This window comes from Xylella taiwanensis, assembly GCF_013177435.1.
In the GTDB taxonomy this organism is placed as follows: Bacteria; Pseudomonadota; Gammaproteobacteria; order Xanthomonadales; family Xanthomonadaceae; genus Xylella; species Xylella taiwanensis.
This window is the reverse complement of record NZ_CP053627.1, coordinates 2,055,594-2,070,963: the sequence shown is the minus strand read 5'-3', so window position 1 is coordinate 2,070,963 and position 15,370 is coordinate 2,055,594. Positions and strand designations below refer to the sequence as shown.

The window sequence follows — 15,370 nt, the reverse complement described above, 5'->3', positions numbered from 1 at the left end:
CGTGTTGCTCAGAAGCGCAAGTTTGCTGTCAGTAAAAATGCACGTGGAGTCCCTGGAGCATACCGGTAGCCACTCTTGTTGATCGCTGCGACGTAGTCCTTGTCTAACAGGTTGTAACTGTTCAGCCGTAGATCCAGGTGTTCGCTGAGGCGGTAGCTGAGTACCATGTCTATGACCCAGTAGCTCTCAATATCAGTTGGAGTGCCGATCGCGCTTTTGCTGTCGCGTTTCATCTCGCCGGCGTAGCGTGCGCCACCACCAATCGTCAGGCCAAACGGAAAAGTGTATGTGGTCCAGGCGGTGAATGCTTGATTGGGGGTGTAGGCGAGTCCGAGTGAACCGTCGGCTGAGACCGCAGGCCCCTGCTTGACTTTGGCGTCCATCGTCGTGAACCCTGCCGACATCGACCAGGCGTCGGTCACTTGGCCAACTGCGCTGAGTTCAACGCCGCGCACCCGTTTCTCGCCATTTTGGTAATACTGTAGGTCGATTGGGTCCTGTACTACGTCGTTCTTGACCTCGGTGTTGTATATCGCGGCGGTCAGTTGCAGACGTTCTTGAGATGAGTTCCACTTCACGCCCGTTTCGGCAGTGCGTGCGGTTTGTGGTCGGTAGTTCGGGTTATTGGAATTCTGGGGTTTGGCGCTTAGTTCCAGTGAAGCACCACCGGGTGGTTGTTGGGAAACTGCGTAGTTGATGTACAGGCTGCTGTGTTCGGTGGGTTTGAATAGCACGCCCGTTTTCCAGCCGAACAGAGTCCCAGAAGCGTTGCCCTTGAACTGATCGAGTATGGTAGTCGTTGTGTTGCAGTAGATGCGGCCGCGTACGGGGTCGCACAGCAGTGCCGAATAGTCGGTGTTGTAGCGGTCCCAGCGCAGGCCGCCGTTGACGTACCAACGGCGACTGAACTTGAGTGTATCGAATAGGTAGAATGCGGTGGTGTCAGTTTGTCCGTGGGCATAGGCGCCATTGGCTGCCCAGCTCAGCCCGCTGACGTCCGGGTTCGGATGGTACAGGTTGGCTGCTGGCCAGCGACCGCTGCTGCTGATGCCATAGCCTTGCATCCGTTCACGAGTCAGTTCTACACCAGTGGCGATGTTGTGTTCGATCGAGCTGGTTTTCAAGGTCAGATTGAGGTTGGTTTGGTTAGTCAAGATCGTGTTGATTTGATCCTTGAACGTCGGTATTTCACGGTTCAATGTCCAGGTCGAAGGATCGGCCAGGTTGGGTGTCACTAGGTTCTCTGAATTGCCGCGGTAGGAGGTCAGCAGGTAACGCTGTTCGTTACGTCCCCAGCGCAAGGTATTTTGCAGTTTCGTTTGGTTGCCGATATCGTGCTCAATGCGCACGGTGGCCATAGACGATTTCACGTGTTCGAAATCCGAGCGGGTGCCATAGAAGTTCTTGCTGTCCACGCGTGGTGCGGTGCTGATCTGCGTCCGTGCGCTGTCTGGCGTGCTGTAGCCGGGCAAGCCAATGGTGAGCACGCCGCCGTCTGGAATGTTTTCTTGGTTGATGTATTGCAGGTTGACGAATACGCGGGTGCTGGTCTCTAAGCCGAATGCTGCTGATGGGGCAAACCCCCAGCGTTTGTTTTTGACATCGTTGCGTCCTGGAACACCGCTGTCTTGCCCCATGACGTTTAAGCGGAATGCCGAATCAGGGCTGGTGATCAGATTAAGGTCGCTGGTAAAGCGGCGTTGCGAGGCTGTGCCATAGGAGATGTTTGCAGTGCTGGTATTGCGCAGGAATGGCTGCTTGGTGATCAGGTTAATCGCGCCAGTGGGCGAAGTACGCCCGTAGTCTGAGCTGGAAGGACCCTTGGTGACTTCAATTTGCTCCAGATTGAAGACGTCACGGGTGATTGAGCCGAGATCACGGATGCCATCGACATAGATGCTGCTGGAACTGTCGAAGCCGCGCATATAGGTGGCGTCACCTGTTGCGGTGGTGCCGTTCTCGCCGACGTAGAACGTGCCCACGCCCGGGCTGTTGCGTAGTGCTTCGCTCAGCGAGGTGGCGCCTTGTTCGTTGAGCAGATCTTTGCCGATGATGTTAATGGTTTGGGTGGTGTCGATCAGCGGTTGGGTGTACTTGCCAGAGGCAGGTTTGTCTGCGGAATAACGTTTGAGTTGTTCACCTTGTACGTTGATTTTGTCGAGCGTGGTGGTTTGGATAGCTTGCGCCTGAGAAACAAGAGAGAAAGAGGACAGTAGGGCTACAGCAGTGAAGTGGCGGTTGCTGGCCGTTGCTGCGATCAGGTGTTTACGACTCTTAATGAATGGCATGGGAGGTCTGAGTGAACTGTGATCGGCGCTGCCTGATGTGTCGCTGTGGCATGGTGACGATCTTGATCTATCTATAAAACAAGGAAACCCGGAGGTCGGGGCCGATGGCGGACAGGAAGCATTTCATGTCGCTTTTGGATTAATCTTGTCTCAAAAGAGAATGACTTTCAATAGTAATTGAGACTCTTTAACTTTAAAGGTAAGGATTAAGACACTACGGACTTTAGATGTGGCGTGATCTGCGAGTTAAAATGTTCAATGATCAAACATTTAAGACAGTTTTGCAGCGTGCTCCAAGGTGATTTTTTGTTAACAGTGAATTTTCTATGAAGTGGATACATCACCGTTGCAAGCGTGCTGTCGGCTTCCGACAATGTGGGGTTTAAGCTCTCTTGCTCATGGTTTCCCAATGATGATTAGTTTCGCGCAAATGCGCCGATCCCTATATGTGGCCTTTGCTCTTAGCTGTGTCTTCGTGTTTTCCGTGCCAGTTCTGGCTCAGGGGACCTCGTCTGAACTGGAGGTTGCTGAGCAGGCGATTCAGCGTGCTACCCAGGTGGATGCTGACCAATACGCGCCGAACCTGATCAATCAAGCACGTCAATTATTGATGCAAGCTCAGCACGCGCTGTTGGATCGTGATCAGCGTAAACAGGGGCCACTGATTGCACAGCGTGCAGCCGCGGATGCGGATTTGGCGACCGCACGCAGTCAAGTAGCCATGCTTCAGGCTCAGGTTGAACAACGTAAGGCTGAGGTCATGCAACTTCAGAATACTCTGGGCACCGGGGAGGCCAAATAATGATGCTGATCAAACCGACGTTGTTGTGTTGCGCCCTGGTCTTGGTCTTGATTCCTGTCGTAGCGTTGGCTGCCAAGGTAGATCCAGAGGTTGACGCGTTTAACGCTCGCTTGAATGCGCTACGTGCTAATTCTGAGATCGCTGATGTCACTCGTTACGAGCAGTTGCTGGCACAGCAGGCGGTGGCGGCGTTGGTTGATGCCAAGCGTAAGGAGCGTGACCAGTGGCTTTATTTGGCTGATCGGCGTGTGGAGATTGCCGAAACCACCGCCCGCGCCGCATTGCTTAGGCGCCAACTGGACCAGTTAGCGGGTACCCGCAGCGATCTGCTCATTGAGGAAAGCCGTCGCGAGGCTGCTCGGGCTCGCCATGAGGCCGAGCAGTTGCGCATCCAGTCGCAAATCCAAACTGAGGAAGCTGAGCGTGCGCGTCAGACTGCTGAAGCTGAAGCTATAGCCCGCCAAAATGCTGAGCAGGCGCTTAGCAGCGTCGCTGACAAGCAGCAGGCAAAGCTCAGCGCTGCTCAGCAGAAAGCTGCGCAGTTAGCTCGTGAGGAGGCCGAATTACTTGCCGGTGCTAAGTTGCCGCCTTCACGTTTCGAGGAGCGCATTGAGGTTTTTACTTTGGGCACGGATGCTTACGGTAGTAGTAAGACGAGGCTTTCCGCCAGTGCACATGCTCAAATTCAGGCGTTGGCTCAGTACTTGAAAATCGTTAAAAGAGGCGGTGTGGAGATCGTCGGTTATGGCAGTGACGCGGCGGCGGGCCAGAAGCGTGCTGAAATCTTACTTGATGCTTTGGTTGCCGCCGGCATATCTGCCAATCGATTCAAAATCAATAGCGGTAATGGTAAGAGTGGCGTCAAGACCAAGGCGGCTGAAGTGATGGTGCTGCCCTGAATGTGCAGGGCAGGGTGAGGTGTATATGGGCTTTCTTGACTGAATACACCGGTCAGTGCTGTCCCGTTACTGCACTATTACTCTGCCCACGGACCAGGTGTAGCGTTTGATTCGTAGGTGCCCAGTGATATTGCCAGAATGCGGGAGGCCAAGTCCGCTATTTGGCAAGCGTGCGAATCGCAATAGGCAGGCGCGCCTTTCAGGTTTTTTCTTGTTACAGGTCCAATCTTGAATACCCGTGTTACTCTTGGTTTTCAAGCAACGCCTTCTGCTTCTTTTTATCTGGATCTGGGGCGTTTTTGTTTTCTAGCATGAAGGAGTCCAAGCGATGTTTGAAGGGCAACCGCAGTCAGAAATCGATGCTTTGATCAAGGCTAACTCAGAGTTTAAAGAATTATATCAGCGCCACAGGCTGCTCGATAAGAAATGCATGGATGCCGAGTTGGGGGTTCTCCCTATCGGTGATGTGGCGTTGAGCAAGATGAAACGAGAGAAGCTTCTTGCGAAGATTAAACTCACAAGGTTGTACGAGCAACGCTCGCACTAGAATCTTTTACCAGTGAAATACCAACCATCTTGCAGCGAGCGGTGAATTGCTTTCTCCTTTGGCTTTTCTCGCCGCTCGTTGTTTGTGTTTCGCTACTTCGATGAATAATGTGCGATCCCCTTGCAAGTGCAATGATTGAGAGTACATGGTCATCCATTCTTCCGTACTTGAATTGATTGGTAATACGCCCATTGTCAAGGCGCAGCGCCTTGACACTGGTCTCTGTGACTTATTTCTGAAACTTGAAAATACTAATCCTGGGGGTTCGATCAAGGATCGTATCGGCTTGTCGATGATCGAAGCGGCTGAGCGGCGCGGTCACATTAAACCGGGGGTTACCTTGGTTGATGGAACGGCTGGCAGCACTAGTCTGGGTTTGGCTTTTGTAGCTCGGCAGAAGGGGTATCGCCTGATACTTGTGGTACCGGACAAAATGAGCCGAGAAAAGATTTCTAATCTCAAGACGATGGGTGCGGAAGTGGTGTTAACCCGCTCAGATGTCATCAAGGGTCATCCGGAGCACTACCAGAATCTGGCTGCCAAGCTAGCTGCCGAGACACCAGGTGCCTACTTCATTAATCAGTTTGGCAATCCGGATAATCCAGCCGCGCATGAGTTCGGTACTGGCCCTGAGATTCTGAGGCAGATGGGTGGTCATCTGGATGCGATTGTGTTGGGTTGTGATAGTGCTGGCACCGTAACGGGCTTGTCGCGAGCATTTGACTCAATTGCGTCTGGCATCGAGTTAATTTTGGCCGATCCGATTGGTTCAATCCTGACCCGGTACATCAATGAGGGCACACTCAGTAACACGTCTGGTCACTGGTTGGTGGAAGGGATTGGGAGTGACTGTTTGCCGCCAATTTCCGACTTCAGCCAGATCAAAAAAGCCTATGCGATCAGTGACGCGGAAAGCTTTCACACCGCACGTGAGTTGTTGAGTAAAGAGGGCATTCTGGGCGGCTCTTCAACAGGTACCCTATTGGCCGCGGCGTTGAAGTATTGTCGTGAGCAGACTGAGCAAAAGCGTGTACTGGTGTTCGTTTGCGACACTGGTAACAAGTACTTATTAAACATGTATAACGACGATTGGATGCTGGATAACGGCTTTCTCGAAAGGCCACATTACGGTGATTTGCGCGATCTAATCCTGCGTCCGTACACCCAGCGTAATACGGTTGTGGCTAATCCCAAGGACTTGCTGACTGTGGCTTACCAGCGCATGAAGCTATACGATGTTTCACAGTTGCCAGTGATCGAGGACAGCCAGCTGGTCGGTATCGTTGACGAAAGCGATGTGCTGCTCCACGTCTATGGTGATGAAACTCGGTTCTGCGATCCTGTTTCCACTGCAATGGTCAGTAAACTTGACCGATTGGATGTGAAGTCGCCGATCGAGGCCTTGCTACCCGTGTTTGACCGTGGCCAAGTTGCCATCGTTATGGACGGTGCTCAGTTCTTGGGACTGATTACACGCATTGACTTGTTGAATTACCTACGTCGCCGCGTGCAATGACATTTGAATCAGTTTGAGCTCTGACGGCACCGCTGATCGCTAAGCCTTAATTTTACTGAAACACAATTTGTTTACTAGAGATCAGTAAAATCCTAGGGTTTTTGGGCACAGCTTACTCATCAGGTCCGACAGTAATTAACTTGATCGGAGATGTTGAAGAGTTATATCAATGGGATAAATTTATTTTAAAAAATTATTTAGTTATTTAGTTATTTATTTGCGCTTTTGCGCTGGCCAAATTACAAGTGTTTTTAGGATGAATGACTAATGCCAGACTTGATTTCTTATGCACAAAACTTTGAAGACATCATGCTCTGGCGTGCCCTCAAGCATGTTGACCGAGGATGCTATATTGATATTGGAGCGCATAGTCCAGATATTCATTCGATTAGCAAATTGTTCTACGAGCGTGGCTGGCGCGGTATACATATCGAGCCTCTTCAAATGTATGCTGACGCGTTGCGTATGCGTCGGCCAGATGAACTGGTACTGCAAGTTGCAGTGAGCGATTTGCGAGGTGTATTGCCGTTCTTCGATATTGCCGATAGCGGTTTGAGTACTGCCGAATCTGATATTGCTGATGCTCATCGGGCCAATGGATTTGTGGTGCGTGACGTCACTGTAGTGGCCATCACGTTGGATGCGCTGTTGGAGCATCTGTCTGGGCGTGAAGTCCATTGGTTGAAGATTGATGTGGAAGGCAGCGAAGCTCGGGTGCTGCGCAGCTGGGTGGTTTCGCCAGTACGCCCTTGGATATTGGTGATCGAGGCGACTCGACCAATGACGATTGAGCCGACTCATGTGCAGTGGGAGGGTGATGTCTTGGACAAAGGTTACATGTTCGCTTACTTCGATGGTTTAAATCGATTCTACGTGAGTGAACGCCATCCGGAGTTGATCGCTGCGTTTTCGTGTCCGCCTAATGTTTTTGATGGCTTTGGGTTTGCTTTGGAAAGCGATTGGTGCGTAGTGGCGCGGCGTCAGTTTGAGGGATACCGTGACGATTGCCAGAAGATGCTAGCAACAAGTCACTCCGATGCGGTTGCGATGCGTGCAGAAGTTGATGCATTGAAGGCATCCGAGGCCGTGTTGCGGCAGGTCATTGAAATGCATCGTGAGAATGCGGTTGCGGCCTACATGGAAGTCGGTGTGCTAAAGGCATCCAAAGCCGCTTTGCAGCAGGTCATTGAGGCGCATTGTGCGAAATCGGAGCATCTTATTACAGAGGTCGATGCGCTGCATACCATGTTGGATGACATCCATCGTAGCCATTCTTGGCGTGTGACTCGTCCGCTGCGGGCTTTTTCTAGGATGGCCAGATTGCTGTGTTGTTCGCCCAGGCATGTGATGCGTCAATGTCTCATCCTGACAATGCGTCCGTTGCTACACCATTCGTCCATACGTGCGTTATTAAATGGTGTGGTAAAGCGTGTGCCTGTATTACATAGACGCTTGCGTTCACTGGCTGAACGGGAAGGTTTGGTGGTACGTGCACTTGATAGTGCGGATGTACCGGTATCTGTGCCGCAGGCGCTGGACCAAACGTCGCGTTTTTTAGAATGCGATGAACACCAGGGCAAGCGTTTATTGTCAAGTCGTGGACGGGCGATTTACGCACGCATGATAGGTCAGATAAATAAGGGAGAATGATTGATGCGTATTGTCATCGATCTGCAGGGTGCGCAATCTGAAAGCCGCTATCGTGGCATTGGCCGTTACAGTTTGTCGTTAGCTATGGCTGTAGTGCGCAATAATCGTGGTCACGATATTCATCTGATGCTTAATGGTGCTTTTGCAGAAGAAGTCCCGGTGATCCGACAGGCTTTTGAGGGACTGCTGCCACAGGCCAATATCCACGTTTTTCACGTCCCTTTGCCAGTCAAAGAGATGGACGAGGCGAATGCAAGCATGATTGCTCATGCTGAGCAAATCAGAGAGGCGGCTATTGCCGCATTGGCTCCTGATGTGGTGCATGTGTCGAGTATGTTCGAGGGTTACGGAGACAATGCAGTCACCAGCATTGGACAGTTCGTCCAGATACCAACCGTGGTGACGTTCTACGACATGATCCCGTGGATTAACAGCAATATCTACTTGGATCCGGTGCCTATTTATCGTAAGCACTACGAACGCAAGCTCACTCAGATGCGTTGCGCTGATGCATTGGTGGCGATTTCAGAGAGCGCCTGTGCTGAGGCTGTTAACGTGATGCGCTACGATGCCAAGCGGGTGTTCAATATCTCCGCAGCGTGCGATCCAATGTTCGTATCAATGCCGCCCAATTCCCCTGCGCTGCACATGGTTCTGGAGAAGTTTGGGCTTGATAGCCATTTTATCCTTTATTCTGGGGGTTCCGACGAGCGTAAGAATTTGCAACGTCTTATCGATGCCTACGCCCGTCTGGAGTACTATCAGCGCCTGCGATGTAGATTGGTACTTGCTGGGCGAATGCCTGATCAGTGTGTGAAAGATCTGCTCGAGCGTGCTGCTACGGCTGGTCTGAAATCAGGAGAGGTCGTTTTTACAGGTTATATTTCCGACCATGATTTGGTTGCGCTCTACAATCTTTGCCGCTTCTTCGTCTTTCCATCCTGGCATGAGGGATTTGGTCTTCCAGTACTAGAAGCGATGTCCTGCGGTGCTGCAGTACTTGCTTCGAATGTCTCCAGCATCTCTGAGATTGTCCATTACTCAGATGCGCTGTTTGATCCATTAGACGTGGATTCTATCCGTGACCATATGGCACATTTTCTCGATCACGATGCTGATCTGGAGAAACTGCGCAGGTATTGCTTTGGACGTGCCGGGGAATTCTCTTGGGATACAGTTGCACTCCGTTTTCTTGAAGTGTGCGAACAGGTGGGCAAGTGTGCCGTGTGTCCGGACATTCCAGAGCACGATGTGCTGTTACGTTCGCTTGAACATCGTCTGGTTGAACTAAGTGGTGAAAGCAGTCCGGATTTGCTTGCTTTGGCCGATGCAATTGACCGATCGGTACCTCCTCCAGTTCCTAAGATTATGATCGATGTTACCGAACTGGCGTTGCTTGATTCCAGAACAGGCATTCAACGTGTCACTCGTGCGATTGTTTCGGAATGGCACCGCCAACCACCTGACGGTTATGTCATCCAATTGGTGAGAATGGATCGCGAATCCCGCACCTATGTGTGCGCCAACGTCTATGCTGCTGAGTTCACCAACACACGCACGGTGGTTGAGGACACGCCGCTTGTTTGTCATTCCGGGGATGTCTTTCTTGGGCTTGATTTAGTGGGCGACTGTATCGTGTTGTTGCCAAATTGGTTCCAGTACTTCCGCAATGCTGGTGTCCGGATCGCATTCTTGGTTTACGACCTCCTGCCGGTGCGTAATCCCCATTGGTGGCCAGGTCATGGTGGATGTCATCATGAGCGTTGGTTACGGGGTGTGGTGGGTATTTCTGATGCGTTGCTTTGCATCTCCCGTGCGACTGCTGACGATGTACTTGCGTGGATGGACGAACAGGAGTTGCAGATACGACCGGATGTACGTTGGTTCCATCTCGGAGCTGATATCCAGAGTAGCTTGCCAAGCCAGGGTGTATTGGAGCATGAGCAAAGCGTGCTTGATCAATTGAATGGCCGAGTTAGTTTTCTTATGGTCGGCACCTTAGAGCCGCGTAAGGGCTACGCCCAGATTCTTCGTGCCTTTGAGCAATTGTGGGCTGCAAACCACGAGGTGACGCTTGTAATTGTCGGTAAGGTCGGATGGTTGGTAGACAAATTATGCAAGCAATTGGAGTGTCATTCGGAGTTGAATCGCCGTTTGTTCTGGTTGGTGGGTGCCAGTGATGAATCGTTGGAACGACTATATTCTGCATGCAGTTGCTTGATTGCTGCATCTGAAGGAGAGGGGTTTGGATTACCATTGATCGAAGCGGCACAGCGTCAGCTACCGGTGATTGCACGTGATATTCCCGTCTTCCGGGAAGTGGCAGGTGAATATGCGGCTTATTTTTCAGGAACGGCTCCCGAGGATGCACGTGATGCGATTCTGGCTTGGATCGGGTTGTATCGGGAGCAGCGTCATCCGCGTAGTGATGTAATGTCCTGGCTGACTTGGCGGGAGAGTGCGACTGATTTGGCTGTTGTGTTGTTTGAAGATGCCCAAAGCTTTGTTGCACACCAGCATTTCGTCAAAGAGGGGATGGGTATGTGATTCAATGTGACTATAATCTCTTTTTTGCGGTAAGTTAGTCCTGGATGGTCGACATGGATTTCCTTTTCAATCATGTTTTGAAAAAACACTAATGAGTAATAAAAGCGCGGTTATTACGGGTATTACAGGACAAGATGGTGCTTATCTAGCGCAGTTGCTCCTCGAAATGGGTTATGTGGTCTATGGTACGTATCGCCGTTCTAGCTCGGTGAATTTCTGGCGTATTCATGAACTTGGGATTGCACAGCATCCTAACTTGCATCTTGTCGAATATGATTTGACCGATCTCTCTTCTAGCATCCGACTGTTGCAATTGGCCGCTCCTGACGAGATCTACAATCTTGCAGCACAGAGCTTCGTTGGTGTCTCTTTCGACCAGCCATTGACAACTACTGATATTACTGGCGTGGGTGCGGTTAATCTTCTTGAAGCGATCCGGATTGTCAATCCTAAGATTCGTTTCTATCAGGCATCGACTTCGGAGATGTTCGGCAAAGTGCAGCAGACTCCACAGGCCGAGGAAACGCCGTTCTATCCGCGTAGCCCATACGGTATCGCTAAGCTGTATGCTCATTGGATGACGGTCAATTATCGTGAGTCGTATGGCATTTTTGCTGCCAGTGGTATTTTGTTCAATCACGAATCGCCGCTACGTGCGCGTGACTTCGTGACTCGTAAGATCACTCATGCGATTGCCAGGATTAAATTAGGGAAGTTGGATGTATTGGAGCTTGGTAATTTAGACGCCAAACGTGATTGGGGTTTTGCGAAGGAATACGTTGAGGGTATGTGGCGCATGCTTCAAGCCGATGAGCCAGATACTTTTGTGTTGGCAACCAATCGAACTAAAAGTGTGCGTGATTTTGTCAGCCTAGCTGCAAGTGCTGTCGGTATCGAGTTGGAGTGGAAGGGACAGGCTGAACAGGAATGTGGTGTTGACGTCGCTTCTGGAAAGACTTTGATCATCGTCAATCCTAAATTTTATCGACCGGCGGAGGTGGATTTGTTGATCGGAAATCCTGTCAAAGCCAAGACAAAGCTGGGTTGGGAACCAAGGACCACACTTGAGGATCTGTGCTGCATGATGATGGAAGCGGATTTACGTCGCAGCGAACGTGATTTCTCGTTCTAATGAGTTCTTCTGGTAAGCGTGTTCTATTGACAGGTAGCAGTGGTTTTACCGGTCGATATATGTTGGCCGAACTTCTGAACCATGGTTACGAGGTGATTGCGCTTGGTAAGTCTCTTCCTGAGATACAAGATGATTCGGTGCGTTGGTTGCAAGCTGATCTGTGTGATCTGGACGCGCTTATCCGTGGCGTGGCTAATGTACGCCCGGATGTCGTGATCCATCTGGCTGCGTTGACTTTTGTCGCGCATGGCACTGCAAACGATTTCTACCATGTCAATTTGATCGGTACGCGTAACCTGTTGACTGCTTTAACGCACGGCGATGCAACGCCATATTGTGTGCTGCTGGCCAGCAGCGCGAACGTTTATGGCAATGTGTCCGAAGGGGTACTTGACGAGTCTACAGTGCCGGCACCAATCAACGATTATTCGGTCAGCAAACTTTCTATGGAGTATGCCGCTAACCTGTGGCGTGACCGTCTACCGTTGGTGGTTACCCGTCCGTTTAACTATACAGGGATTGGGCAGGCAGATAACTTTCTTATCCCTAAAATTGCTGCGCATTTTTGCCGTCGTTCCCCACACATCGAACTTGGCAATCTTGATGTGCAGCGTGATTTTAGTGACGTGCGTGCAGTAGTTCAGGCATATCGGCGTTTGATCGAGACCGTAAACGCGGTTGGCAAAACAGTCAACGTATGTTCTGGTGTTGCTTATTCGCTGCGCGATATTATTGACTTGTGCAGAGATATTACTGGACATACAATCGGGGTTCGTGTCAACCCGGCTTTTATGCGTGCCAATGAGGTGCTGGTTCTCCGTGGAAATCACTCTCTGTTGCGGCAATTGATTGGCTCTTGGAGTTCTCCGCCGTTGAGGGAAACATTGGAGTGGATGTTGGAAGCCTCTCCTTGATGAACTAGTTGGCTAAAGGAATCCATTGTGTCTTGCGAAATCCAGACTTGGGTTCTGTCAAGTTGCAGGATTGCCGCGATATTTTCCTACAATGTTTTTTGACTTCATTACAATCATATGTGTAATAGCTTGTGTTTGTCGTGTGATGGACCGTAACTGAATCCGATTGCTCTTCTGAAGGTGGGTATGTCTGGAAATAACAACAGAGTGCTGGTCACTGGAGGTGCCGGCTTTCTAGGATCGCATCTGTGCGAAAAGTTGGTTACTTCTGGTCACGACGTATTATGTGTTGATAATTTTTATACGGGTACCAAGGACAGTCTTATTGACCTGATTGGTCATCCGAAGTTCGAGTTGATGCGCCATGATGTCACCTTCCCGCTATATGTCGAAGTCGACCGCATTTACAATCTTGCTTGCCCCGCGTCGCCGGTGCATTACCAGCATGATCCAGTGCAGACTACCAAGACCAGTGTGCATGGTGCGATCAACATGTTAGGGCTGGCCAAGCGGGTCGGGGCACGGATTCTTCAGGCCAGCACGAGTGAGGTCTACGGCGACCCAGAAGTTCATCCACAAGTCGAAACCTATTGGGGACGGGTGAATCCGATTGGCATTCGTAGCTGCTATGACGAAGGCAAGCGTTGTGCGGAGACACTATTTTTTGATTATTGGCGCCAGCACAACTTGGAGATCAAGGTCATGCGCATTTTTAATACCTATGGCCCACGCATGCATCCTAACGATGGTCGGGTGGTGAGTAACTTCATTGTGCAGGCGCTGCGTGGTGACCCGATCACTATATACGGAGATGGTACCCAAACGCGCAGTTTTTGCTATGTCGATGATCTGATCGATGGCATGTTGCGAATGATGGAGAGTCCTAAGGACTTTAATGGACCAGTGAACATTGGTAACCCCAGCGAGTTTACTATGCTGCAGCTGGCTGAAATGGTCCTCAAGCTGGTGGGTGGCATTTCAAAAATCGTGTTTCAGCCGCTGCCCTCCGATGATCCAAAACAGCGTCAGCCGGACATCAGCTTGGCTAAATCCCAACTTGCTTGGGAACCCAAGGTCTCGCTTGAGGACGGCCTCAAGGAAACCATCGCCTATTTCCGCAAGTGTTTTTAACAATGTCTGCTTTAGCCTCTCCGCTCGTTATCGTGATACCGGTCTTTGAAGACGTCGAAGCTTCAAGTCGGTTATTGCAGGAGCTTGCCAGATACCAGGGGACTGGTGCCTATATCGTTGCTGTTGACGATGGTTCCGTGCGTCAACCGCTTGATCCTGCGGTTATCAGTGGTGCTGGATTGGAAGGGGTGGTGATTAAGTTGCGCCGCAATGTTGGTCACCAACGTGCAATTGCAATTGGATTGAGCTATGTCGTTGAGCATTTCGGTGACACGCATTACGTGGTGGTCATGGATTCTGACGGTGAGGATACTCCTGAAAGTATCTCTGAGTTGGTTGACAGTCTGGATTCGACGCAGATTGATGTGGTCGTTGCCACTCGCAAGAGTCGGGTAGAAACTAGGAAGTTCCGCACCTTTTATGTCATCTACAAGTGTTTGTTCTCGTTGCTTAGCGGGCGCAAAATCAGTTTCGGCAATTTTATGGTAGCTAAGATGCCGGCGGTGCGCAGGCTTGTTGCAATGCAAGAATTGTGGATCCATGTAGCCGCGTGTGTGCTCAATTCTAAGCTGCGCGTTTCGACCTATGCTCTTGATCGGGGCATACGTTATGCGGGGCGTAGCAAGATGAATTTCGTTAGTTTGGCGCTGCATGGCTTTCGTGCATTGATGGTTTTTGCTGAAGATGTTTTGGTACGGGTTGGTATTGCATGCACTGTGATTGCCGGTTCTTCGATCTTTGGTGGTGGATTGGCACTCTTGCTGAAGATGTTTGGTTATGCGACCCCCGGTTGGTTTTCTCTGGTTAACGGTATCCTGCTGCTTGTTTTTCTTCAGACTGCGGCGTTGACGTTACTCCTTCTGATGATGTCTGGAATCATCCGTAGTAGTGGTGTATTGCCTCCAGAGACTTACAAGGATTTTCTCGAAGAGATCCTGTATGCCTACCGGAAGTAATAGAAATAACAGCGCACTACGCGGTCAATTGCTTCGGTATCTGCTTAATGGGCTGGTTGCGACTGCTGTTCATTACACTATCTTGCGATTCAACATGGAAGTCTTGGACTTACATTCAGCGGGACTGGCGAATGGTATCGCGGCTGTGTTCGGAATCACCGTGTCTTTTATTGGCAACCGTTATTTTGTCTTCCGTATAGTACAAGGGAAGCTGGCCAAACAGGCATTACTCTTTATGTTAATGTATGTTTGTATCGCTTTCATACATACATGCATCTTGTATTTTTGGACTGATGTTTACAGTTTAAATTACACCCTGGGTTTTCTGGTTGCTACTGCTGTGCAGGTAGTGTTTAGCTTTATTTCTAACAAATTCATGGTTTTTAAATGAACGTGTTTTTTAAGACAGCTTTGGCTACATTGGTTTTTATCGTAGTAATGCTGGCTTTTTATTATGTACATATTCGTTATTTTAAGGTTAATGTCGTTTTCTATGCGAGCCTGCTGGATGGTATGCTGGCTGCTGCGTTAGTGGGCCTATTATTTTGGGTATTTCGTTTTTTCAGCAATTTCTCTCCACTGGAAATGGTTCAGTTACTGGTGATATGGCTTCTTGGAGCGTATTTGTTTGCGATTTCGATTCCAACAGTTCTTGATCGTTCGCTTTCTTTCTATATCCTCGAGAAACTACAGCAACGAGGTGGTGGTATTCGCGAAGATGCTTTGCAGCAGGTATTCACGGATGAGTATATGCGTGAACATCATTTAATAGAAGTTCGCTTGACCGAGCAACTTCAGTCAGGGACAATTTATATTCATAACGGCTGCGTTAAGCTGACTGATCGCGGTGAGCGGTTGGCTTCATTCAGTCGTTTTTACCGTAAAAACCTTCTTCCCAAGCATCGGTTGTTGATGGGGAATTATACAGATACATTGACAGATCCTTTCCGTGAAAGTCGGGTGAAGTCAGATTATCGTTGTCAATAAA

Annotated in this window: 13 protein-coding genes; 12 read left to right on the top strand and 1 reads right to left on the bottom strand. The window is 50.1% G+C overall.

The window, feature by feature from the left end:
• Positions 1 to 8 precede the first annotated feature (8 nt).
• A complete protein-coding gene (locus PLS229_RS08910; protein ID WP_038270418.1) occupies positions 9 to 2,288 on the bottom strand; it encodes a catecholate siderophore receptor Fiu in 2,280 nt (759 codons plus the stop codon).
• A gap of 409 nt (positions 2,289 to 2,697) precedes the next feature.
• Here PLS229_RS08910 and PLS229_RS08905 point away from each other — a divergent pair, with 409 nt between their 5' ends.
• From PLS229_RS08905 to PLS229_RS08850, 12 genes are all read left to right on the top strand, one after another.
• Complete coding sequence (locus PLS229_RS08905; RefSeq protein ID WP_038270419.1) at positions 2,698 to 3,090, top strand: DUF4398 domain-containing protein; 393 nt, start codon at positions 2,698 to 2,700, stop codon at positions 3,088 to 3,090.
• A gap of 2 nt (positions 3,091 to 3,092) precedes the next feature.
• Positions 3,093 to 3,989 carry an OmpA family protein gene (locus PLS229_RS08900; protein ID WP_038270460.1) on the top strand — a complete coding sequence of 299 codons (897 nt, stop codon included), beginning with the start codon at positions 3,093 to 3,095 and terminating at the stop codon, positions 3,987 to 3,989.
• A 328-nt stretch (positions 3,990 to 4,317) separates the two neighbouring features.
• Positions 4,318 to 4,536 (top strand): HP1242/YdcH family protein, encoded by a 219-nt coding sequence (locus PLS229_RS08895; protein WP_038270420.1) that lies wholly within the window; start codon positions 4,318 to 4,320, stop codon positions 4,534 to 4,536.
• 145 nt (positions 4,537 to 4,681) lie between these two features.
• The gene (locus PLS229_RS08890; protein ID WP_038270421.1) at positions 4,682 to 6,052 is read left to right on the top strand and encodes a pyridoxal-phosphate dependent enzyme; all 1,371 of its coding nucleotides are present in this window, start codon (positions 4,682 to 4,684) and stop codon (positions 6,050 to 6,052) included.
• Between the two features lie 267 nt (positions 6,053 to 6,319).
• Entirely contained in the window at positions 6,320 to 7,702 is a 1,383-nt protein-coding gene (locus PLS229_RS08885) for an FkbM family methyltransferase (protein ID WP_038270422.1), read from the top strand.
• Positions 7,703 to 7,705: 3 nt separating this feature from the next.
• Positions 7,706 to 10,249, top strand: a complete 2,544-nt coding sequence (locus PLS229_RS08880) for a glycosyltransferase family 4 protein (RefSeq protein ID WP_038270423.1) — start codon at positions 7,706 to 7,708, stop codon at positions 10,247 to 10,249.
• A 91-nt stretch (positions 10,250 to 10,340) separates the two neighbouring features.
• Complete coding sequence (gene gmd / locus PLS229_RS08875) at positions 10,341 to 11,381, top strand: GDP-mannose 4,6-dehydratase (protein ID WP_038270424.1); 1,041 nt, start codon at positions 10,341 to 10,343, stop codon at positions 11,379 to 11,381.
• Positions 11,381 to 12,295: a GDP-mannose 4,6-dehydratase gene (locus tag PLS229_RS08870; RefSeq protein WP_038270425.1), complete on the top strand. Its 915-nt coding sequence runs from the start codon at positions 11,381 to 11,383 to the stop codon at positions 12,293 to 12,295. Before gmd ends, PLS229_RS08870 begins: the two co-directional genes overlap by 1 nt.
• Before the next feature lie 186 nt (positions 12,296 to 12,481).
• Positions 12,482 to 13,426, top strand: coding sequence for a UDP-glucuronic acid decarboxylase family protein (locus PLS229_RS08865; protein ID WP_038270426.1), 945 nt, complete (start codon positions 12,482 to 12,484; stop codon positions 13,424 to 13,426).
• 2 nt (positions 13,427 to 13,428) lie between these two features.
• Positions 13,429 to 14,382 carry a glycosyltransferase gene (locus PLS229_RS08860; RefSeq protein ID WP_038270427.1) on the top strand — a complete coding sequence of 318 codons (954 nt, stop codon included), beginning with the start codon at positions 13,429 to 13,431 and terminating at the stop codon, positions 14,380 to 14,382.
• Positions 14,366 to 14,773: a GtrA family protein gene (locus PLS229_RS08855; RefSeq protein ID WP_038270428.1), complete on the top strand. Its 408-nt coding sequence runs from the start codon at positions 14,366 to 14,368 to the stop codon at positions 14,771 to 14,773. The genes PLS229_RS08860 and PLS229_RS08855 overlap by 17 nt, the downstream gene beginning before the upstream one ends.
• Positions 14,770 to 15,369 carry a hypothetical protein gene (locus PLS229_RS08850; protein WP_038270429.1) on the top strand — a complete coding sequence of 200 codons (600 nt, stop codon included), beginning with the start codon at positions 14,770 to 14,772 and terminating at the stop codon, positions 15,367 to 15,369. Before PLS229_RS08855 ends, PLS229_RS08850 begins: the two co-directional genes overlap by 4 nt.
• Position 15,370 lies beyond the last annotated feature (1 nt).